Below are 20,501 nucleotides of genomic sequence, written 5' to 3' on the forward strand. Positions count from 1 at the left end.
GCGTGCGGCAGCGCTAGGTAGCTGTTTGGTTAGCAAAAAGGCAAAGAGACCACGGAGGCAAGTGTGAACCTACATGAATATCAGGCCAAAGACATCCTCGCCAAATACGGCATCCCGGTTCCCCCGGGAAAAATCGCTTTTACCGCCGATGAGGCCAAGCAAATCGCCAGCGAGTATGGCGACCTAGTGGTCATTAAAGCCCAGGTACACACAGGCGGGAGAGGTAAAGCTGGGGGCGTAAAGCTAGCTCGAAACCCCGAAGAAGCCCGCGAAAAAGCTGCCCAGATTCTGGGGCTCAATATCAATGGCTTCATCACCAAAAAGGTACTGGTAGCCAAAGGGCTCAATATCGCCAAGGAGTACTACGCGGGCATGATTCTGGATCGGGTGAGCCAGCGGGTGGTGCTGATGCTCTCTAAGGAAGGGGGCGTGGACATCGAAGAGGTGGCTGCCACCCGCCCTTACGCCCTGATTAAGTACCCCATCGACCCTCATAAGGGTTTACGGCCTTTTGAGGCGCGGGAGCTGGTCAAGCGCGCCGGCATGGAGGGCAATCTCAACAAGCTGGCTGATGTGCTGGTCAAGCTCTACCAGGCTTATGTAGGCATTGATGCCTCTACTGCTGAGATCAACCCGCTGGTGATCACCGACACTGGCGAGGTGGTAGCTGCCGATGCCAAAATTGTGCTGGACGACAACGCGCTCTACCGCCACCCCGACCTGACCCCTCTGCGTGAGTTCGAGGCCGAGCACCCCCTCGAGGTCGAGGCATCCAACTACGGCTTTAGCTACGTCAAGCTCGACGGCAATATCGGCGTAATCGGTAACGGCGCAGGGCTGGTCATGTACACCCTCGACCTGGTTCAGCGCTGCGGCGGTAAGGCGGCCAATTTCTTGGATATTGGCGGCGGAGCCAAGGCCGATGTCGTGTACAACGCGCTCAAAGTGGTGCTGAAAGACCCCGATGTAAAGGGTATTTTTATCAATATCTTTGGGGGTATTACCCGCGCCGATGAAGTAGCCAAAGGGGTTATCCGTGCGCTTGACGAAGGTATCCTGACCAAGCCGGTGGCCATGCGCGTCGCCGGTACTGCCGAAGAAGAAGCCAAAGCCCTCTTGAAAGGTCGACCCGTGTATATGTATCCCACCTCGACTGAAGCCGCCAAAGCCATTATCTCGATGACGGGAGGTACGAAGTGAGCATTCTGGTCAACAAAAATACCCAGGTCATCGTGCAGGGCATTACTGGGCGTGAAGGAGCCTTCCACACCGAGGCCATGATGAAGGCCGGCACCAAGGTGGTCGCCGGTGTCACCCCTGGCAAAGGGGGCCAGACTATGCTGGGCGTGCCCGTCTACGACACCGTTAAGGAAGCGGCCACCCACCACCATGTGGATGCTTCCATTATCTTTGTGCCAGCACCTGCCGCTGCCGATGCAGCCCTCGAGGCCGCCCATGCCGGTGTGCCGCTGGTGGTACTGATCACCGAAGGCATCCCTACCATGGATATGGTCAAAGCCGTGGCCGAAATCAAAGCTATGGGGAATGTGCGTCTGATTGGTGGTAACTGCCCAGGCCTTATCACGCCCGAAGAGTGCAAGCTGGGCATTATGCCCGCCAGCGTGTTCAAGAAGGGTCGGGTAGGCCTGATCTCTCGCTCGGGCACCGTTACCTATGAGACAGCCAAGGCCCTATCCGACGCAGGCTACGGTATCTCTACCTGCATTGGCATTGGGGGCGATCCCATCATCGGTACCACCTTCAAAGATCTGCTGCCCCTCTTCAACGAAGATCCCGAAACCCACGCTGTGGTGCTTTGCGGCGAAATTGGTGGCTCCGATGAAGAAGATGCTGCCGCCTACGTTAAGGAGCACATGAAGAAGCCAGTAGTGGGCTTTATCGGTGGGCGTAGCGCGCCTAAGGGCAAAAAAATGGGCCATGCTGGCGCCATCATCATGGGTAGTGTGGGTACGCCCGAGAGTAAGCTGGCGGCCTTTGCCGATGCCGATATTCCGGTGGCCGACACCATAGACGAAATCGTGGAGCTAGTACGCGCCAAGCTAGGCTAGCGAAAGCGAGAAAAGACCAGAGGCGCGCCCCACCAAGGTGGGGCGCGCCTGTCTGTGCAATACCAGGTTGGTGAACTATCCGAATCCGGTTTGAGGCCTATCGGGTTGGCTCCCAGCGCTGCTCTAGTTCCGCAATGGCTTGCCAGTCTTGAGGGTGTGGGCAATGCGCTCCTGGGTTTTCTTGGTGCCAAGGAGTTTGAGGAAGCCCTCGCGCTCCAGATCCAGGATGTCCTGCTCGGTCACCTCGCGGGCCGGCCCGTCCCCGCCGCACAGGACGTAGGCCACGGCCTTACCCACCACCACGTCGTGCTCGCTGGCCTGTTTGGCTTCGTGGAACTGCCACAGGGCGTAGTGCAGGTTGCCCAGCGCCTCCTTGCCCAGGGCCCGCACCTTCATGGGGGGTTGTGGCACGAAGTCGGGGGCCATGAAGAGCACCCGGCGCTTGGCGTCGGCGATCAGGCGGTCGCGGTTCATGCTGATGCCGTCGCTCGGGCGCAAAAAGCCCATGTTGCGGGCCTCGAGGGCGCTGGTGCTGGTCTGGGCCAGCATGATCATCTGGAAGGCCCGCTTGACCCCTTCGAACAGGTCAATCTCGGGCCCATAGGCCGCAAGCTCCTGGGTGAAGCGGAAGAGCATCTCCTTGGTGCCGCCCCCGCCGGGCAGCAGGCCCACCCCGGTCTCGACCAGGCCCATGTAAAGCTCGGCGTGGGCCTGAATGGCGCTGCTGTGCAGGCTGAACTCGGCCCCACCGCCCAGGGTCAGGCCGAAGGGTGCGGCCACCACCGGGAAGGGCGAACGGCGCAGGCGCATGGAGGTCTGCTGGAAACGGCGGGTGGCCAGCTCGAGGTCGTCCCAGGCCCCTTCCTGCGCGGCCATCAGCACCAGCGCCAGGTTGGCCCCGGCGCTAAAGGTGCGGGGGTCTTCGTGCCCAATCACCAGGCCCGCATAGCCGTTGGCATCAACCCAGTCCAGCGCTTTGTGCAGCCCCGAGATGGAGCCATCCCCCCAGGTACCCATCTTGGCCCGGTTCTCGAAGAGAGCCACCCCATCGCCCAGGTCGAGCAGGGCGTACTCCTTGCCTTCCAGCAGGGTCTTGCCGGCCTGCTTGACCGTTTGCAGCCGGATTACGCCTTCTTCCGCCGGGATGGGGTGATACTGCCCATCGAAGCCCAGGTAGTGGCCGTCTTTGTAGAAGCTGCCCTGGGCTTTTTTGAGGAGTTCAGGCTCGGGCAGGCCCAACTCGGCAAAGCCTTTACGCAGGTAGTCCAGGCCCACCGCGTCCATGTTCTTGAAGGGGCCCTGCTCCCAGGCGAAGCCCCACTCCAGCGCCCGGTCTACCGAGACGATGTCGTAGGCGATTTCCTGGGCCTTCTCGAGGGCATAGTGGGCGTTGTGCAAAAACAGCTTGCGAGCAAAAGCCCCGTACTTGCCGGGCAGGTCGCCCACCCGCTTCAAGCGCTCGTTCAGGGGCAGGTCTTTGATGGCGGCTATTTCATCCAGGCGTAGCTTTTGCTGGGGCTTGTACTCACCGCTGGTGTAGTCGTAGGTATAGATGTCCTTGCCCACCTTTTTGTAGAAGCCGGCCCCGGTTTTCTCGCCCAGGTTGCCCTGCTGGATGAGGTTCTCTACCCAGTCGGGCATGCGGAAGTCCTCGCCGGTGGTGTGCGAAAGCTCGGTAGAGACCAGCTTAAGCACGTCCAGGCCGGAGATGTCGCCGGTGCGGAAGGTGGCGCTCTTGGGACGGCCCACCAGCGGGCCGGTGAGGGCGTCCACCTCGTCGATGGTGAGGCCCTCCGACATCATCAGGCGCATGGCCTGGGCCATCCCGAACACGCCCAGCCGGTTGGCAATAAAGCCGGGGGCGTCCTTGCAGATGACCGTGCCCTTGCCCAGAATGCGCTCGCCGAAGCGGCGCATGGCCTCCAGCACCACCGGGTCGGTCTCGGGGGTGGGGATCAGCTCCAGAAGGTGCAGGTAGCGCACCGGGGCGAAGAAGTGCGTGCCCAGGAAGCGCTTGCGGAAGGCCTCACCCCGTCCCTCCAGCAGGGTTTTCATGGGGATACCGGAGGTGTTGGAGCTCACGATGGCCTGGGTGCCCAGGGCCTCGAGCCGGGCAAACAGGGCCTGCTTGGGCTCCGGCTTCTCGATGATGACCTCCACGATCCAGTCGCAGTCTTTGAGTTTTTCCAGCTCGTCGGTGGTGCCCAGCTCGATTAAGGAGGCCCGGCTTTTGTCCATGAAGCTGGCCGGCTTGCTCTTGAGCTGGCGCTCGAGGCCTTTTTTGACCAGCTCGAGCTTGTCTTCCTGGCCGGGAATGTCCAGCATCACCACCGGCACCCCCGCCGAGGCCGCCAGCGCGGCAATCGCTCCGCCCATCGTCCCCGAACCCACCACACCGATCTTCTTGATTCGCATTCTGTCCTCCAGGCGAAAAAGGGTTATAGCTTTGGGTTAGCTATTTTTATACCGAGTCAAAGTTTATAACAACCGGATAGCCAAGTCTAGCAGGTTCGGTTCTGTCTTCTTCAGATGATCTGGTCAGATAATGGTTCCTATCATAAACTCTTGGTATGTCCGCAAGCCTGCGCGAGCGAATTAGGTCTTTGCTAGAGCAAACTCTCAAAAATTGCGATCTAGACGAATACGTAGTGCAAGTCGAGTACTCCTCACCCCTGGGCAGTGCCATCCGAGAAACCGACAGAAGGGTAGATATTGCTGTTCTGCGAAAGGAGAACGGCGAACTCAAACCCTACCTCTACATTGAGTGTAAAGAACAAAAAACCAGTGGCTCGGCAGAAGACAAACTGTTTCGGGCCCTTGAAGAAGCCAAGCGAGACCGTTTGTTGGGTGTACACTCCATCGTCGTGTTTTCCGGAGCCGGCTTTCGCCAATCCTACGAACGCTGGGCTATGGTTGAGGGGTTCGTGCGCGAGGAATACGCCGATCTTTGGTTCAAGCGGTTTTTTTGTAGAGAATGAGGTGACCAATGGTAGCCGAACCACTTTTTAGGGTTGGCCTGCCCCCGCTGCTCAAGTGGGCTGGAGGGAAACGCTGGCTGGTGAAACACCTCCAGCCGTACTGGTCTAAACACCGCGACCGGCTTTTCGTCGAGCCCTTTGTTGGCGGAATGGGGGTCACTTTGGGCCTGAGACCCAAATCTGCTCTGCTAAACGATACCAATCCACATCTGATCAACTTTTATCAGTGGGTTCGTCGTGGGCTGCAAATTTCGATACCAATGGTTTACGAGCGGGAATTCTATCTAGACTATCGCAAGCGTTTCAATCAGCTCATACGTGAGAAAAGAGCCAATACTGCTGAAGCAGCGGCGCTGTTCTACTATCTCAACCGAACGGGCTACAACGGGCTGTGTCGCTTCAACGCTTCGGGTGAGTTTAATGTACCGTTTGGAAAGTATAAGACGGTCAACTACCAGACCGATTTCTCGGGCTACAAAGAAGTTTTCCGCGACTGGGAGTTTAAGACCGGCGACTTCAGCGAACTTGCAATTGACCCCGACGCTTTCGTGTACGCCGACCCCCCTTATGACGTTGAATTCACGCAGTACAGTCCGGGAGGGTTTTCCTGGAATGATCAGGTTCGTTTGGTGGAGTACCTAGAAAAGCATCGCGGCCCCGTGATAATTTCCAACCAACTCACCGATCGAATTCACGAACTCTACACCAAATCGGGCTATGCAATCATTGTCCTGCCAGCGCCCCGCCGTATCAGTTGTGACGGAAACCGCCAAGATGCCCTCGAAGTTCTGGCTTTCAAAAACATTTAGCCCTGAGCCAGTCCACCACCACCTTCGACCAGCCCTCGAGCCCCTCGTACACCTGCTGCACCTCTTCCAGCGAGGCCAGGCGGCCCTCGAGCTTCTCTGCTTCCATCACCCGCGGTTCGTCTTCGGCCTCCACCACAAACACCACGCCCGTGTGCACCCGGCTCACCGGGCTGTCGGCCATAACGATGAAGCCCACAGGCTGCGCAGCGTAGGCCCGAACGCCCACCTCTTCCAAAAGTTCGCGGCGCAGCCCATCCAAGACCGGGTTGCCGCCCACATCTTCAGGGTTGATGTGCCCGCCCACGCCCAGGGTGTACCGGTTATGGAGCCGGGCCTCGCCCCCGCCTTTGGTGCGGCGCATCAGGAAAAACCGGCCCCGGTGGCGCACCACCGCATAGGGGATGATCTGGCGGTGGGTGGGGTCTTCCTCGGCCAGGGGGCGCTCGAGGAAAAACCCCTCCTGCTCGATTTTCCGTAAGAGCGCGGCCTCGAGCGGGATGAGGGAAGCCTGGGCCGCTGGAAACACCGAGGCCGGAAGCACATACACCTGTTCCATGCGGGTCAAGATACCATCACTTCGCGGCCCTCGAGCCAGACCCTGTGCACCTGGGCCTCGCCGTGCAGGGTGAAGAGCGAGCCCAGCAAGTCCTCTGCCGAGTCCAGGTGGCGGAAGTGCACCTCGAGGGTGCTGCCGGGTTCGGGCCGCACCCAGATCACGTCGGCGGCCTTGCCGGGGGTCAGACTCCCTACGGTCTCCCCTAGGCCCAGCACCTCGGCCCCGGCCAGGGTAGCCAGGTAAAGCAGGTGGGCCGGGGTCAGGCCCACCCCCTCGGGGGCGTAGCGCTGGGCCAGGTAGGCCATCAGGCCCTCCTTGAGCAGACTAAACCCGGTGCCGCCCCCCACATCCGAGCCCAGCCCGAAGCGAACCCCGTGCCGCAGGTGTCGGTTCATGGGGAAGATGCCGCTGCCGATAAAGGCGTTGGAGCTGGGGCAGTGGGCGATGGCCGCCCGGGCCTCGGCCAGGCGGGCCAGTTCGGGTTCGGTGGGGTGGACGTTGTGGGCAAACACCGAACGCTCGGTGACCAGGCCAAAGCGGTCGTAGGTGTGCAGGTAGTGCTGGCTCCAGGGGAAAAGCTCGGCTACGGTGCGAATCTCCTCGAGGTTCTCGTTGATGTGGGTGGTGAAGTGCAGGTCGGGGTGCTCCTGCAAAAGCGCCTGGCAGACCTCGAGCAGCCCCTCCGAGGCCGAGAGGGCAAAGCGGGGGGTCACCGCGTAGCGCAGCCGGCCCCGGCCATGAAAACGCTGGATGAGCATCTTCTGCTCGGCGTAGCTCTGCTCGGGGGTGGTGTGCAGCTCGGGGCGCAACATGCGGTCGGAGCAGACCTGCCCGGCAATGATGCGCAGGCCTACGTCCTCGGCGGCCCCAAACAGGTTGGCGGTGGCCCCCTGAAAGTGCGAGCCGAAGACCAGCGCGGTGGTGGTGCCGTTGCGCAAGAGGAGCCAGACGAACTCGCGGGCCAGCTCACGGGCCAGCCTGTTGTCGGAAAGCCGGGCCTCCAGGGGCAGGGTGCGCTTTTCCAGCCAGTCCAGCAGCGAGTAGCCCATCGCGCCAATTACCCGGGTTTGCGGGTAGTGCACGTGGGTGTCCACCAGCCCCGGCAGCAGCACCCCTTCGCGGCAGTCCTGCACCGGGGCCTCGGGGTAGTGTTTGCGAACCTCAGAAAAGCTGCCCAGCGCAACGATCTGCCCATCCCGCAAGGCCAATCCCCCATCGGAAAAGGCCTCGAGGGCCCCGGCGGTGTGGAAAGGGTTTTGGGGTGTGTGAAGGATCAGACCACGCAGTAGAACGGTCATGCCGACCTATTCTACAAAGAGCCCCACCACCGCCCCCTGCCGCACATCCACCAGGCCGTAGTCAGTCAGGCGCAGCTCGGGAATCACCGCCAGCCCCAGGAAGGAGAGCACCATATAGGGGTCGGGCAGGGTCACCCCCAGGGTTTTGGCGGCGGCCTCGAGGGCCTGTAGCCGGGCGTCCACCACCTCCAGCGGCTCATCGGTCATCAGGCCGGCGATGGGCAGGCCCAGCTCGGCCAGCACCTCACCGTCGGCCACCGCCACCATCCCACCGCCCAGGGCCCAAAGCCGCCGGGCCGCCGTTACGATGTCGGCGTCCGAGACCCCCACCGCCATCAGGTTGTGGTGGTCGTGGCCCACCGTGCAGGCCAGGGCTCCTTTTTGCAGGCCAAACGCGGTCACCAGACCCTTACCGATGCGGCCGTTTTTGCCGTGGCGCTCAAAACACACCAGCTTGGCCAGGTCGCGGCTGGGGTCGGCCACCACCTCCCCATCGCGCACGGTGGGCTCGAGGTGCTCCTCGGCGGTTAGCACCTGGTGCGGTATGGCCCGGATCACCCGCACCTTTCCTGCGCTGGCCGGAATTCGCAGATCCTGGGGGCCAAGGTCGGGCAGCCGGACGGTATGGGAGACCGCCCTCGAGGCCCCAGCCCGGGGGAGCGGCACTTCCAGTTGCCCCTGGTGGGCCACCCGGCGACCCCGTTGATAGACGGCCTGGGCCCGGAAGCTGTGCAGGTCGTCCAGCACCACCAGGTCGGCCTGGAAGCCGGGGGCAATAGCACCCCGGCGCAAAAGACGGTAGTGGCGGGCCACGTTCCAGCTACCGGCGCGGATGGCGTAGGCCGGGTCTACCCCCAGCCCGATGGCCTTGCGCACCAGGAAGTCCGCTCCGCCCTCCCTGAGCAGGTCGGAGGGCAGGCGGTCGTCGGTTACCAGGCCGACGCGCTCGCCGTGTTCCGGGCGCAGCAGCGGAGCCAGGGCCTCCAGGTTGCGGGTGGTGGAGCCCTCGCGCACCATCAGGAAGCAGCCGGCCTCGAGCTTGGCCCGCCCTTCCTCCAGGGTGGTGCTCTCGTGGTCGGAGGCGATGCCGCTGGCTAAATAGCCCTGCAGCGCGGGCCCCATCAGGGTGGGGGCGTGGCCTTCGGGCGACTTGCGGGAGCGCTCGGCCAGGAGCACCTTGCCAAGCTCGGTGGCATCGGCGGCCAGGATGGCCGGAAAGCTCATCAGCTCGGCCACCCCCACCACCCGAGGATGGGCCAGCAGCCGCTCGATTTCGGCCAGCCCCAGCACTGCACCGCTGGTCTCGAGGGGCGTGGAGGGCACCGAGGAGGGCACGGTGATCCAGACCTCCAGGGGAAGTCCCTCGCTGGCCTCCATCAGCCACTCGATGCCCGCTACCCCGGCCACATTGGCGATCTCGTGGGGGTCAGTGACCACCCCGGTTACCCCCCTGGGCACCACCCCCCGCGCATACTCGGCCGGGGAGACCAGGGAGGACTCGAGGTGCACGTGCCCGTCAATCATGCCGGGGGCCACCCAGCGGCCCTCCAGATCCACCACATCTGTTGCCTGGGCCGAGGCGTACTCCGGCCCCACCGCCGCCACCAGCCGCCCGGCCAGCAGGATGTGGGTGTGCTGGATTTCCAGCGTGAACACATTGACCAGCCGGGCATTTTTGAGCAGCAGGCTTCCCGGCTGGCGGCCCATCGCCACGTCCACCGCGTACTGGAGGTCGGATAGCTGGAGGTTCATGTTCTGCGCATGGTACAGGTAAGCCCAGGCCCCTCGCAAGCGCAGGCCCGCCCCGCCAAAAAAACCTGGCCTGGTCTGCCCAGGCCAGGTAAAAAGCTTTCGCTGAGATTATTTGGGCTCGTCCGGCACCGGGCCCACCACCCCAGGGGCCACCCACTGCATCTCGTTGAGCTCCTTCACGGTCATCTTGCGCCCCGCCGGCACGCGCAGCACCCCGTTGCGGTCGCGGATGGGGCCGGTGAAGGGATCCCACTTGGGGTTGGGGCTCTGGATGTCTTTGTACAGCTCCATCACCCGGTCGTAGACGCTCACTTTCCTGCCGTTCACGGTCATGCTAGCCTGCTTCAGGGCCGCCTCGAACTTGGGGTTGATGGGCATGCCCACCTGAGCCCCCAGCATCACCGCTTTCTCGCGGGCCAGCCACCAGTAGTCTACGTTTTGCAGGTTCTTGGGGGTGTAGGTGCCGTTCTGCACCTTCTTCAGGATATCAATGTAAATGACGCTCCAGTCCACCAACTGCCCCGAGACCACGTAGTCGGGCGCATACTTGTACATCGAGTTGTAGTGGCTGAAGCTGGGCACCCTGCGCCGGGCTGCGGTCTGGATGACGGTCGCGGTGTCCTCGGTAAAGGCCAGAATGTCGTTGCCCTCGGCCATCAGGGCCTCGGCGGCCTCGCGGGCCTTCACGGGGTCGTACCAGGCGTTGATCCACTTGACGTTCACGGTGGCGCGGGGGTTCACCGCCCGCACGCCCAGGGCGAAAGCCGAGATATGACGCTTGAGCTCGGGGATGGGGAAAGCCGCCACGTAGCCCACCTTGCCGCTCTTGGTGAGGGCACCCGCCATCAGGCCGTTCAGGTAGTAGATCTGGTAGAAATCGGCCATGTAGGTGAGCATGTTGGGGGCCCGCTTAAAGCCGGAAGCATGGGCGAAGATGACCTCAGGGTACTTTTTGGCGGCCTCGAGGGTCGGATCCATGAAATCGAAAGAGGTGGTGAAGATTACGTTGCAGCCGCCCGCAACCAGCCGGTCTACCGTGGCCAGGGTGTCGGCGGGCTTGACCGACTCCACATACTGGGTGGTGAGCCCCGGAATGGCCTTCTCGGCAGCCCGCCGGGCCTCGTCGTGGGCATAGGTCCAGCCCACATCGCCAATGGGGCCCACGTAGATAATGCAGGCTTTGAGGTTGGACTGCTGGGCCATCCCCAGGCCTAACACCAGCGCCATCACCGTACCAATCAACCAAGTCTTTCGCATACATCCCCTCCAGCAACACACCTTATTGAGCAGGCCAAGGCTTTAGCGTTCCCCTCGCCGATAGGGTTTTCCCAGCCCCTCAGGGGCGTTGCCCTGCTGTCCGCGCAGGCCGGACAAAGCCAGCACAAGTATAACCAGAAGGTAGGGCAGGCTCGCAAATACCTCCGAGGGAATGGCTACCTGCCCCTGCAGCCGAAACTGCAGGTAGTACAGAAGCCCGAAAAAGACCGCCCCGAATACGGCGCGTAGGGGGCTCCAGCCCACAAAAATCACCAGCGCCACCGCAATCCAGCCCAGCCCCGCGGTCATACCGTCGGTCCAGGAGGGGCGGTAGACCAGCGAAAGGTAGGCCCCAGCCAGCCCAGCCAGCGACCCACCCGCCGCCACCGCAGCGTAACGAACCCGCAGTACGTTGATGCCCAGCAGGTCGGCAGCCGCCGGGTTCTCGCCCACCGAACGCAGCGAAAGCCCCGTCCGGGTGGCATACAACACAAAGGCCAGCAGACCCGCCAGCACAAAGGCCCCCAGGGTGAAAGGCCACTCGGGGGGCTGGTTGAAGAGCGGCAGCCCCTCAAAGCGTTTGCCCAGCAATCCCGCCGTACCCAGGCCCACCATGGTCAGGGCCAGGCCCGAGACAAACTGGTTGGCCTGCAGGGTGATGGTTACAAAGCCGTGCAGCAAAGCGGCCAGCGCCCCGGCCAGCATGGCCGCCAGCACCGCCAGCCAGAGGTTGCCATCGCCTGCGCCGCTGCCGTAGGCCACCGCAAAACCGGCCAGGGCCCCCAGGGCCATCATGCCCTCCACCCCCAGGTTCACCACCCCGGCCCGCTCGTTCAGGATGGCTCCCAGGCAGGCGATTAAGAGGGGGGTGCCAAAGGATAGGGCTCGAGCCAGGGCGTTGATGATCTCTTCCATACACAAACACGCAGCTTAGACCAGCGAAGCGCTTAAAGTCGCTTACTCATCCAAAAGACCCCATAGCTCCGCATGCGCGTAAGCTCTCATCCTACGACCCGCCTCCGGCACGACGGGCAGGATAAGTTGAGCCGTACTGGTGGCTTGACGATTCAAACCCTCCTCCAAGCACCTCAGCACTATTTCCCCCAAGGGTTTCCCCTCCCGAACAGCCAACTGCTCGAGTCGCTTGTACAGGTCATCGGGCAAGTCCAGCGTGGTTCGCATAAGTTCGTACCAGCATAACCGCTTCCGGCGGGCATTGGGTTCATCTTACCTGCCCCAGCGGACACGGTAGCGCAAAAAAAGCTCTGAACCAATCAGGCAGAACAGAATCACCCCGCTGAAGATGTCCACGATGCGGAAGGGCATGTTCAGGCTTACCTTCAGCAGGTCGCCCCCGGCCAGCACCAGGCCCATCAGGGGGGCGGTGAGGAGCACCAGGGCCGGGTGACCTCGAGCCAGCCAGGCCACGATGATGGCGGTAAAACCATAGCCACTGGAAAGCTGGCTGGGCTCGATGAGCCGGTGGTGGATGCCCGCGATCTCCCCCACCCCGGCCAGACCGGCCATACCCCCGGTGATGAGGGCCAGCAGCAGCAGCACCCAGCCCTGGGCAATCCCCAGGTAGCGCGCGGCCCCTGGGTTCTCGCCCACGATGCGCATGCGGAAGCCCAGGGTGGTGCGGAAGAGCACAAACTGCAAGACCAGGGCCAGCAGCACCCCCAGCAGCAGGGTGGGCCAGTGCACGCTCGAGCCCGCCCAGACCGGAATCTGCTGGTACTCGGCGAAGCGGTCGGAGTAGATGTAGCCCCGCACATCCTTGCCCCGCCAGGGGCCGTTGATGAGGAAGATGACCAGCGACTGGGCCACGTAGTTGAGCATCAGGGTGGAGAGGATTTCGTTGACGCTGAAGCGCAGCCGCAGCCAGGCCGCCAGGCCGCACCACAGCGCCCCGCCCAGGGCGCCGGCCAGCGCCATGGCCGGGAGGCTCAGGGGCGCCGGCAAGGGCACGAAAAGGGCCACCCCGGCGGCCAGCACCGCCCCCAGCAAAAGCTGACCCTCGGCCCCGATGTTGTAGAACTGGGTGCGAAAAGCCAGGGTCAGGCCCACCCCAATCAAGAGCAGGGGGATGCTGCGGCGAAGGATTTCCTGCCAGCCCTTGGCGTCCAGTAGAGTGCCGGTGAGCATGATGCGGTAGACCTCGAGCGGGTTCTGCCCATAGGCCACAAACACCGCGCCCACCAGCACAAAGGCCAGCCCCAGCGCGGCCAGCGTGACCCCCAGCACCCGCCCGGGCGAGGCATTCGCCAGGGGCTCGAGCCTCACGCCGCACCCCCGGTCATCCACAGGCCGATGGCCTCGCGCGAGACCTCTTCCACCGCAAACGGCCCCTGCAAAGCCCCCCGGTAGAGCACCCCGATGCGGTCGGAGAGCGAGAGCAGCTCCTCCAGATCCTCCGAGACCAGGAGCACCGCCGCCCCCTGCTGGGTTTTTTCCAGCAAGACCCGGTGCACCTGCTCGGTGGCCCCGATATCGAGGCCGTAGGTGGGGTGCACGGCCAGGATGAGCTGGGGATGCCCGGCCAGCTCGCGGGCCAGAATGACCTTCTGGATGTTGCCGCCCGAAAGGAGCCTCGAGGGGGTGCGAAGGCTGGGGGTGGCGATGGCGTAGGCCTGCACCTGCCGCCGGGCTTCCTCTTCAAAGGCCCTGGGGTTGAGCAGGCCGCCGCGGGCCCAGGGGGGTCGGTCGAAGGTGCGCAGGGCCAGGTTTTCGGCTACGTTCATGCTGGGTACGGTGCCCATCTGGATGCGGTCTTCGGGGATGTGGGCCACCCCCATATCGAACAGCCGTGCCGGATGGGGCGGCAGGGGCCGTCCCAGGAGCCGCACCGAGCCCGCCTCGATGCTTCGGAGCCCTGCCAGCACCTCCACCAGCTCGCTCTGCCCGTTGCCCGCCACCCCGGCCAGGCCCAGAATTTCCCCACGGTGTAGCCGGAAGGAAACCCCCTGCAAGGCCGGGAGGTTGCGGTGTGACCTCGCCCGCAGACCATCCACCTCGAGGATCACCTCTCCCAGCAAGGCGCTTTGCCGCTTGCGCTCGAAGCTCACACTGCGCCCCACCATCAGCTCGGCCAGCCTGGGCTTGCTGGCCTCTTCCCTTTGCAGGCTGCCCACCACCCGCCCCCGGCGCAGCACCGTGCAGCGGTCGGCAATGGACAGCACCTCCTCGAGCTTGTGGGAGATAAAAATGAGTGACTTGCCCGCCGCCCGCAGCTCCCGCATCACCCTGAACAGTGCCTCGGCCTCCTGGGGGGTGAGCACGCTGGTCGGCTCGTCCAGGATGAGCACCTTGGCCCCCCGCAGCAGGGCCCGCACGATCTCCACCCGCTGCTTCTCGCCCGGCGAAAGCTGGAAGACCGGGGCCCTGGGGTCAATCTGCAGGCCGTAGCCCTGGGCGATTCGCTCCACCAGGGGCACGATGCGCTGGGCCGGCCACAGGGGGCTGCCAATGCCCAGGGCCAGGTTCTCGGCCACGGTGTGGCGGCCCACCAGCGTGGGGTGCTGGGGCACCAGCCCGATCCCCAGCCGGAGCGCGTCCATGGGGGAGGCAATCCGCACCGGACGGCCCTCCATCCAGATCTCCCCCTCGTCGGGGCGGTAGAGGCCATACAGAATCGAGATGAGGGTGGACTTGCCAGCCCCGTTCTCCCCCAAGAGCGCCAGCACCTCGCCGGGGTAGACCTCGAGGCTCACCTCGTCGTTGGCGACCACCCCCGGGAAGCGCTTGGTGATGTTTTTCAGCTCGAGCAGCGCCGGCATTGCCGCAAATCATACCGAAAACAGCGTTACTCGGCCACCTTGGTGCGGCCCGGCTGGGCCTGGGGGCTATCCTCGAAAATAAAGGGCAGCAACTGGGCCGCCGTGGCGATGGCGATGGCCTCTGGCGCTTTGCTCCTGACCCCCGGCAGCCCGATGGGGGTGGTGACCCGCTGCAAGTCCTGGTCGGAAAAACCCTGGGCCTTTAGCTTTTGGCGGAAGCGGGCCCACTTGCCCGCGCTCCCGATAAGGCCGATATAGCCCAGGTCGGCGCGGCGCAGGGCCATCTCGAGCACGAACAGATCCTCGGCGTGGTCGTGGGTCATGACCACCAGGTGCGCACCCGCGGGCAGGTCGCTTACCACCCCGTCCAGGATGGGCGCGTGGAAGGCTTTAATCTCGGCCTGGCCGCGGTGCATGGGTGCTAAGCGCGCCTCGTCCAGCATGGGGGCCCTCGAGTCCACCAACCAGAGGGCCACCGGGCAGATCGAGAGCACCCGGGCCAGGGCCAGCCCCACATGCCCCACCCCAAAGAGGGCCACGGTGGGCCGGGCCGGCGTCACCCGCTCGAGCAGGATGGTCACCTCGCCCCCACAGCACTGCACGCCGTACTCGGCCGGGGCCTGTTCGGTGAGCCGCAGGGTGTGCATCTGAGGGCTGGCAGCGCCCGCGGCCAGCATCTGCCGCGCCAGCCCAATGGCGGTGGCCTCGAGGTTCCCGCCCCCAATAGTGCCGTAGACCGCCTCCGCCGTCACCAGCATCTTGGCCCCGGCCTCGCGGGGCGCATGGCCACGCACCACCACCAGGGTGACCAGCACCAGGGGTCGCTTGCGCTCGGTTAGTTGGGCCAGGTGATCGAACCAGCGCATCGTTCCTCCAGCCTAGCCCAGCGAGGCTCCTTTCAAGAGCTCGACGCCAGGCTTAACCAACCAATGCCAGCATCCATGCAAAAGCCCCACCTTCATTCCCATTCCTTCAAATCTTCCTCGGGAAGCGGCTCAAAGAACGCTTCATCCACTTTCCCGAGCCCTTTCATGAGGCCCAGCTTGCGCTTTTGGGGTTTCTCCAGCGGCACCAGCCGCGCGTAGGGCTGGCCGTTTTTGGCTAGGATGATCTCCTCCCCTGCCCGAACCCGCTCGAGCAGGCTCGAGAGGTGCGTTTTTGCTTGGCCCACATTGACCACCGTTGGCATGAGGCTAGTTTGGTTTGAAACGCCGAGTTTATCAATCCCCAGACACCAAGGCCCCTTCCCGAACCTTCTCAATGGCCCAGTAGACTGCCTCGGGGGTGGCGGGCGAGGCCAGCTCCACGTAGCCCCCTGCACCAAAGGCCGCCACCGCGTCGCGCAGGGCCTCGCGCGCCGAGATAGCCAGCATCAGGGGGGGCTCCCCTACCGCCTTGGAGCCGTGCACCACCCCGGTCTCGGTGGCCCTGGGCAGGAGCCGCACGTTGAACACCGGGGGCAGCTCGGAAAAGCTGGGCAGCTTGTAGGTGCTGGCCGAGCGGGTGGCTACACGGCCCTCCGCGTCCCAGCGCAGGTCTTCTAAGGTGAGCCAGCCCAGGCCCTGGATAAAGCCGCCCTCCACCTGGCCCAGGTCTACCAGGGGCGAGAGCGAGTCGCCCACATCGTGCAGGATGTCCACCCGTTGCAAAGCGTACTGGCCGGTGAAGCCGTCCACCTCCACCTCGCTCACCGCCGCGCCGTAGGCGAAGTAGTGGAAGGGCTTGCCCTGCATCCGGGTTTTGTCCCAGTGCAGACCCGGCGTGCGATAGAAGCCATCGGCGAAGAGCTGCACCCGCTGGGCGTAGGCAGCCCGCACCACCTCGGCAAAGGCCAGCCGCTCCTCGGGCTTCCAGATGCTCCAGACCTGGCCGCCCTCGAACACCACGTCGGCGGGGTTCACCCCGAAGCGCTGGGCCGCGACCCCGGCCAGCCGGGCCTTGATTTTCTCGCAGGCATCCTTGACCGCGGCCCCGTTCAGGTCGGCCCCGGTGGAGGCCGCGGTGGCCGAGGTGTTGGGGACTTTGTCGGTGCGGGTGGGCATCAGGCGGACGGCCTCGAGCGGCACACCCAGGGCCTCGGCGGCAATCTGTTGAATCTTGGTGTAAAGCCCCTGGCCCATCTCGGTGCCCCCGTGGTTGACCTGCACCGAGCCGTCCTGATAGACCAGCACCAGCGCTCCAGCCTGGTTGTAGGTGGTGAAGTTGAAGGAGATGCCGAACTTGACCGGGGTCATCGCCAGGCCCCGCTTGCGGTGGGGGTTCTGGGCGTTGAAAAGCGCAATCTCGCGCCGGCGGCGCTCGAGCTCGGCGCTGCTTTTAAGCTCGTTCCAGATCAGGCGGATGCGCTCCACGTCCTTAATCTCCTGACCGTAGTGGGTGATGCAGGTCTGCGGGTCGTCGGACAGCCCGTAGAAGTTGCGCTCCCGCACCACCTCCGGCGGCAGTCCCAGGGTCTGGGCCACCTGGGTGAGCACCTCCTCGATAAAGACCATACCCTGCGGCCCGCCAAAGCCCCTAAAGGCGGTCTGGGAGGTTTTGTGGGTCTTGCAGACCCGCCCGGTGGCCTCGAGGTGGGGGATGAAGTAGGCGTTATCCACATGGCAGACCGCTCGAGCCAACACAGGCTCGCTCAGGTCTTGCGACCAACCGCCATCGGAGAAGAGCTCGATCTGCAAGGCCAGCAGCCGCCCTTCCTCGGAGCAGCCCACCTTCCAGCGGGCGTAGAAGGGGTGGCGCTTGCCGGTCAGGGTGATGTCCTGCAGACGGGAGAGCCGCACCCGCACCGGGCGGCGGGTCAGGTAGGCCCCCAGGGCCGCCACCGCCGCATAGGGGTTGGCCTGCACCTCCTTGCCGCCAAAGCCCCCGCCCATGCGGATGCACTGCACCGTGACCTGGTTGCGCGGCAGGCCCAGCACCTGGGCCACCACCTCCTGGGTCTCGGAGGGGTGCTGGGTGGAGGAATGCACCAGGATGTGGCCGGTCTCGTCGAGCAGGGCCAGCGAAGCCTGGGTCTCGAGGTAGAAGTGCTCCTGCCCCCCCAGGTACAGCGCCCCCGACAGAAGCCGCGCCGAGGCGCTGAAGCCCTGCTCGAGGTCGCCCCGGCGGGCCTGCAGGGTGGCCCCCTGGAAACTACCCTGGGCGATGGCCTCCTGGATGGTGAGAATGGCCGGCAGGGGTTCGTACTCCACCGCCACCTGCGCCGCCCCCAGCCGCGCGGCCTCCTCGGTCTCGGCCAGCACCCAGGCCACCGCCTGGCCGTGGTACATCACCTCGGAAGGGAACAGGGGCTCGTCGCCCTTGATGCCGGAATCGTTCAGGCCCGGCACATCCTGAGCGGTGAGCACCCGCACCACCCCCGGCACCCGGTAGGCCGGCGCGGGCTCGAGGCGCAGCACGCGGGCATGGGCATAAGGGGCCTGCACCGGCCAGGCGTGGAGGGCCTGGGGGTAGCGGGGCAGCAGGTCGTCGGTGTAGAGGGCCCGACCGGTCACGTGTTCCCTGGCGGACTCGTGGGGGATCGCCCGGCCCACCACCTTCATACGGCCACCTCCGCGGTCTCGGCATGGAACTTTTGTAAGAGATTGCCCAGCATGGCCGTGCGGTAGGCCGCGCTGCCCCGGTGATCGTCTATGGGCCTGAACTCACCCCGGATCACCTCGGCTGCGGCCCGCACGGTGCGCTCGTCCCAGGGCTTGCCCTGCAAAAAGGCCTCGGTCTGGTAGGCCCGCGCGGGGGTGGCGGCCACCCCACCCAGGCCAATGCGGATGTGCTGCACCAGGCCCGCCTCCAGCCGCAGGGCAAAGGCGGCGGCCACCGTGGAGATATCGTCCATAGGCCGTTTGGCTACCTTGTAGAAGCGGGCCTGCGGGGCCAGGGGCAGGGGGATGCGCACCGCACGGATGACCTCGCCGGGCTGCCGGGCGGTCTGGCGGTAGCCGGTGAAGAAGCGCTCGAGCGGCAGCACCCGCTCCCCTGCCGCGCCCGCAAGCACCACCTCGGCCCCCAGGGCCAGCAGAACCGGCGGGCCGTCGCCGATGGGCGAGGCCGTGCCCAGGTTGCCCCCCAGGGTGGCCCGGTTGCGAATCAGGCGCGAGGCAAACAGCGGAAACCACCCGGCCAGGAGGGGGATGCGGCCATTTAGCCAGTGCTCGAGCGCGCTCAGAGGAACCCCCGCGCCAAGCTCGACATAGCCCTGGCCCCAGTGTAGGGTCTGGAGTTCGGGCAGGACGCTCAGGTCGAGGAGTGCCTCGGCTCGAGCAAAACGCTGGTTGACCTCCACCACCACATCGGTGCCGCCGGCCACCAGCCGGGCCTGGGGATGCTCCTCCAGGGCCTGGAACAGCTCGGGCAGGGAGGCCGGGCGCAGGTAGGTGGGGCCGGCCTGGTAGTGCAGGGGGCCCAGGGGTGGGGCGGGTTCCTGGCAGCGGCGGGCCAGGGGGTCGTCGGGGGCGGGCTGGCCCAGCGCGAGCGCCGCGTCCCGGATGGGCCGGTAGCCGGTGCAGCGGCAGAGGTTGCCGGAGAGGGCCTCGAGGTCGAACCCTTCCCGCCCCTTGCGGTAGTACTCCGCCGCCATGCTGACCACAAAGCCCGGTGTGCAGTAGCCGCACTGCGAACCCCCCTGCAGCATGGCCTGTTGAACCGGATGGAGCTGCGCATCGGAAGAAAGCCCCTCCACCGTCCAGACCTCCTGGCCGGCCAGGCTGGGCAGCAGCAGCAGGCAGCCGTTGACGGCCTCGAGGCGCGAACCCCGGTCGTCGGGCTTGCGCAGCAGCACCGCACAGGCCCCACACTCCCCTTCCGCACAGCCTTCTTTGCTGCCGGTCAGGCCCACCTGGCGCAACCACGAAAGCAAGGTGGTATGCGGGTCCACATCGCAAATCTGAACGGATCGTCCATTCAACTGAAAGCTCAACTCGGCCACCCCAGCCCTCCTGGAATCTGGCTATCTATGGTGTTTTATTTTACTGCCCGCAGCACTACAGACTGACGCGCAGTTTTCTATTTACCGCCTTTGCAAACGCTCAAGGAGCTCGAGTTCCCGTTCCCGGCTCATACCGGCCCGAAGGGGTTCGCTGCGGGTCTTGTCCCAGGCCAGGGTATCTTGCACGGTTTGCTCGAGGGGGCGCATGCTGAAACCAGCAGCCTGGGCCCTGGCATTCTGAATTTGGCCGAGGCCGCGGCCCGGTGCAAAAGCAGGAATCCAGGCCGGGAGGTCGGCCCAGGGCGTAACCTGATTGTCCAAAAGCCACTGCTCATCGGCCCAGACCGCCTCGGCAGGGTTGGGCGCGGCTTCTTGACAGGCTTTCACCAGATGGCCCCAGGTCACCGGTGTAGAGGCTGCGTTGTAGGCTCCGCTCAGGCCTTTCTCCAGACCCAGAATCACAAACTGCCCCAGGTCGCGGGCATCCACAAACTGCAAGGTATTTTCGGGCTTGCCCGGCACCAGCACCCGGCCTCCTCCAGCAAAACGGCGCGGCCAGTAGGTGAAGCGGTCGGTGGGGTCGTGGGGCCCGACCACCAGGTGGGGGCGCACCACCAGGCTGCGCTCGCCAAAAGCGCGCTCGACCTCGAGCTCGCACAGCACCTTGAGCCCGCCGTAGGTTTCGGGGGTCACCTCTTCCACTGTGGGGTCGGCCAGGGTTTGCAAGGGTGCGTTTTCGTCCAGCGGCGCAGCCGACTCCCGATACACCGAGACCGTGGAGATAAAGGCGTAGCGGCCCACCCGACCTTTGAGCACCCCCACCGCCTCCCGCACCTCCCGCGGCAGGTAGCCATTGACATCCACCACAGCGTCCCAGATACGGCCCTCGAGCGCCCCCAGGTCACCTTTTTTGCGATCCCCCACCAGCGACTCGGCGCCGGGGAGGGGGTTGGTGCCACGGGTAAAGGTGCTCACCCGGTGGCCGCGCTGCAAAGCTGCTTCGGCGATGTGCCGGCCCACGAAGCGGGTTCCCCCCAAAAGCAGGATGTTCATGGGTCGAGCATACCCTATGGGCCGTTGGTTCT

Annotated in this window: 17 protein-coding genes; 4 read left to right on the forward strand and 13 right to left on the reverse strand. The window is 64.7% G+C overall.

Annotation, left to right across the window (positions count from 1 at the left end; translation table 11 throughout):
• Positions 1–63: 63 nt before the first annotated feature.
• On the forward strand, positions 64–1,200 hold the full coding sequence (sucC, locus tag Q0X18_RS07715) for an ADP-forming succinate--CoA ligase subunit beta (RefSeq protein ID WP_297560615.1): 1,137 nt from the start codon (positions 64–66) through the stop codon (positions 1,198–1,200).
• The gene (gene sucD / locus Q0X18_RS07720; RefSeq protein ID WP_297560616.1) at positions 1,197–2,069 is read left to right on the forward strand and encodes a succinate--CoA ligase subunit alpha; all 873 of its coding nucleotides are present in this window, start codon (positions 1,197–1,199) and stop codon (positions 2,067–2,069) included. Before sucC ends, sucD begins: the two co-directional genes overlap by 4 nt.
• A gap of 123 nt (positions 2,070–2,192) precedes the next feature.
• Here the strand turns inward: sucD and Q0X18_RS07725 are convergent, their stop codons facing one another.
• Positions 2,193–4,484, reverse strand: coding sequence for a 3-hydroxyacyl-CoA dehydrogenase/enoyl-CoA hydratase family protein (locus Q0X18_RS07725; RefSeq protein ID WP_297560617.1), 2,292 nt, complete (start codon positions 4,482–4,484; stop codon positions 2,193–2,195).
• A gap of 155 nt (positions 4,485–4,639) precedes the next feature.
• Here Q0X18_RS07725 and Q0X18_RS07730 point away from each other — a divergent pair, with 155 nt between their 5' ends.
• Entirely contained in the window at positions 4,640–5,047 is a 408-nt protein-coding gene (locus Q0X18_RS07730) for a PD-(D/E)XK nuclease superfamily protein (protein WP_297560619.1), read from the forward strand.
• A gap of 8 nt (positions 5,048–5,055) precedes the next feature.
• Entirely contained in the window at positions 5,056–5,856 is an 801-nt protein-coding gene (locus tag Q0X18_RS07735; RefSeq protein ID WP_297560621.1) for a Dam family site-specific DNA-(adenine-N6)-methyltransferase, read from the forward strand.
• Here Q0X18_RS07735 and Q0X18_RS07740 read toward each other — a convergent pair.
• From Q0X18_RS07740 to Q0X18_RS07795, 12 genes are all read right to left on the reverse strand, one after another.
• Complete coding sequence (locus Q0X18_RS07740; protein ID WP_297560624.1) at positions 5,843–6,412, reverse strand: NUDIX domain-containing protein; 570 nt, start codon at positions 6,410–6,412, stop codon at positions 5,843–5,845. The genes Q0X18_RS07735 and Q0X18_RS07740 overlap by 14 nt on opposite strands.
• Positions 6,413–6,417: 5 nt before the next feature.
• Complete coding sequence (gene guaD / locus Q0X18_RS07745; RefSeq protein ID WP_297560627.1) at positions 6,418–7,710, reverse strand: guanine deaminase; 1,293 nt, start codon at positions 7,708–7,710, stop codon at positions 6,418–6,420.
• Between the two features lie 6 nt (positions 7,711–7,716).
• Positions 7,717–9,462, reverse strand: coding sequence for an adenine deaminase (ade, locus tag Q0X18_RS07750; RefSeq protein ID WP_297560630.1), 1,746 nt, complete (start codon positions 9,460–9,462; stop codon positions 7,717–7,719).
• Between the two features lie 108 nt (positions 9,463–9,570).
• The gene (locus Q0X18_RS07755) at positions 9,571–10,719 is read right to left on the reverse strand and encodes a BMP family ABC transporter substrate-binding protein (RefSeq protein WP_297560633.1); all 1,149 of its coding nucleotides are present in this window, start codon (positions 10,717–10,719) and stop codon (positions 9,571–9,573) included.
• 42 nt (positions 10,720–10,761) lie between these two features.
• Positions 10,762–11,634, reverse strand: a complete 873-nt coding sequence (locus tag Q0X18_RS07760; protein WP_297560635.1) for an ABC transporter permease — start codon at positions 11,632–11,634, stop codon at positions 10,762–10,764.
• A 312-nt stretch (positions 11,635–11,946) separates the two neighbouring features.
• Positions 11,947–13,002 (reverse strand): ABC transporter permease, encoded by a 1,056-nt coding sequence (locus Q0X18_RS07765; protein ID WP_297560637.1) that lies wholly within the window; start codon positions 13,000–13,002, stop codon positions 11,947–11,949.
• On the reverse strand, positions 12,999–14,495 hold the full coding sequence (locus Q0X18_RS07770) for an ABC transporter ATP-binding protein (RefSeq protein ID WP_297560639.1): 1,497 nt from the start codon (positions 14,493–14,495) through the stop codon (positions 12,999–13,001). Before Q0X18_RS07770 ends, Q0X18_RS07765 begins: the two co-directional genes overlap by 4 nt.
• 26 nt (positions 14,496–14,521) lie before the next feature.
• Complete coding sequence (gene xdhC, locus Q0X18_RS07775) at positions 14,522–15,361, reverse strand: xanthine dehydrogenase accessory protein XdhC (RefSeq protein ID WP_297560642.1); 840 nt, start codon at positions 15,359–15,361, stop codon at positions 14,522–14,524.
• A 92-nt stretch (positions 15,362–15,453) separates the two neighbouring features.
• Positions 15,454–15,684 carry a type II toxin-antitoxin system Phd/YefM family antitoxin gene (locus Q0X18_RS07780; protein ID WP_297560644.1) on the reverse strand — a complete coding sequence of 77 codons (231 nt, stop codon included), beginning with the start codon at positions 15,682–15,684 and terminating at the stop codon, positions 15,454–15,456.
• A gap of 31 nt (positions 15,685–15,715) precedes the next feature.
• A complete protein-coding gene (xdhB, locus tag Q0X18_RS07785; protein WP_297560647.1) occupies positions 15,716–18,034 on the reverse strand; it encodes a xanthine dehydrogenase molybdopterin binding subunit in 2,319 nt (772 codons plus the stop codon).
• Entirely contained in the window at positions 18,031–19,416 is a 1,386-nt protein-coding gene (locus Q0X18_RS07790; protein ID WP_297560649.1) for a xanthine dehydrogenase small subunit, read from the reverse strand. The genes xdhB and Q0X18_RS07790 overlap by 4 nt, the downstream gene beginning before the upstream one ends.
• Positions 19,417–19,497: 81 nt before the next feature.
• Positions 19,498–20,469: an NAD-dependent epimerase/dehydratase family protein gene (locus tag Q0X18_RS07795; protein WP_297560652.1), complete on the reverse strand. Its 972-nt coding sequence runs from the start codon at positions 20,467–20,469 to the stop codon at positions 19,498–19,500.
• Positions 20,470–20,501: the final 32 nt, after the last annotated feature.

Source organism: Meiothermus sp. (assembly GCF_026004075.1).
Classification (GTDB): Bacteria; Deinococcota; Deinococci; order Deinococcales; family Thermaceae; genus Meiothermus.